This window comes from Vibrio sp. 1069, assembly GCF_033340555.1.
In genome coordinates this window covers 1-703 of record NZ_JAWOWP010000375.1, presented here as the reverse complement: position 1 = coordinate 703, position 703 = coordinate 1, and the positions used below count along the sequence as shown (strand labels likewise).

1 protein-coding gene is annotated in these 703 nt (G+C 48.2%); it reads left to right on the top strand.

Going from position 1 to position 703, the window contains the following annotated elements:
• The coding region (locus tag R7040_RS26610; protein ID WP_318097604.1) for a 3-deoxy-7-phosphoheptulonate synthase at window positions 1–675 on the top strand (675 nt) is incomplete at its 5' end.
• Window positions 676–703: the final 28 nt, after the last annotated feature.

Sequence of the window (703 nt, the reverse complement as noted above, 5' to 3'; positions counted from 1 at the left end):
AAGCTGCTTCTGGATCTCACTGACATGGGCCTACCAACAGCGAGTGAATTCCTAGACATGATCACGCCTCAATACGTTGCGGATTTGATCAGCTGGGGCGCGATTGGTGCACGCACGACGGAATCGCAAGTTCACCGCGAACTCGCTTCTGGTCTTTCTTGCCCGGTTGGTTTCAAAAACGGTACTGACGGTAACATTAAAATCGCGAGCGATGCTATTCGTTCTGCAAGCGCTTCTCACCATTTCCTATCGGTAACGAAGTACGGTCATTCAGCGATTGTTGAAACCGCAGGTAACCCAGACTGCCACATCATTTTACGTGGTGGTAAAGAACCAAACTACAGTGCAGCACACGTTGCTCAAATCAAAGACGAGTTGGACGCGGCAGGTCTACCGAAGAAAGTGATGATCGATTTTAGCCACGCGAACAGCTCTAAGCAGTTCAAACGTCAAATGCTAGTGTCTGATGATGTATCAGAGCAAATCGCTGGTGGTGAAGATGCAATCTTTGGCGTGATGATCGAGTCTCATTTGGTTGAAGGCCGCCAAGATTTAGTGGATGGTAAAGCGGCAACTTACGGTCAGTCGATTACTGATGCATGTATCGGCTGGGACGATACGGAAACGGTACTTCGTCAGCTTTCTGAAGCAGTAAAAGCTCGCCGTAGCAAATAAGCTCAGCAGCAAGAACATTTTTAACAAG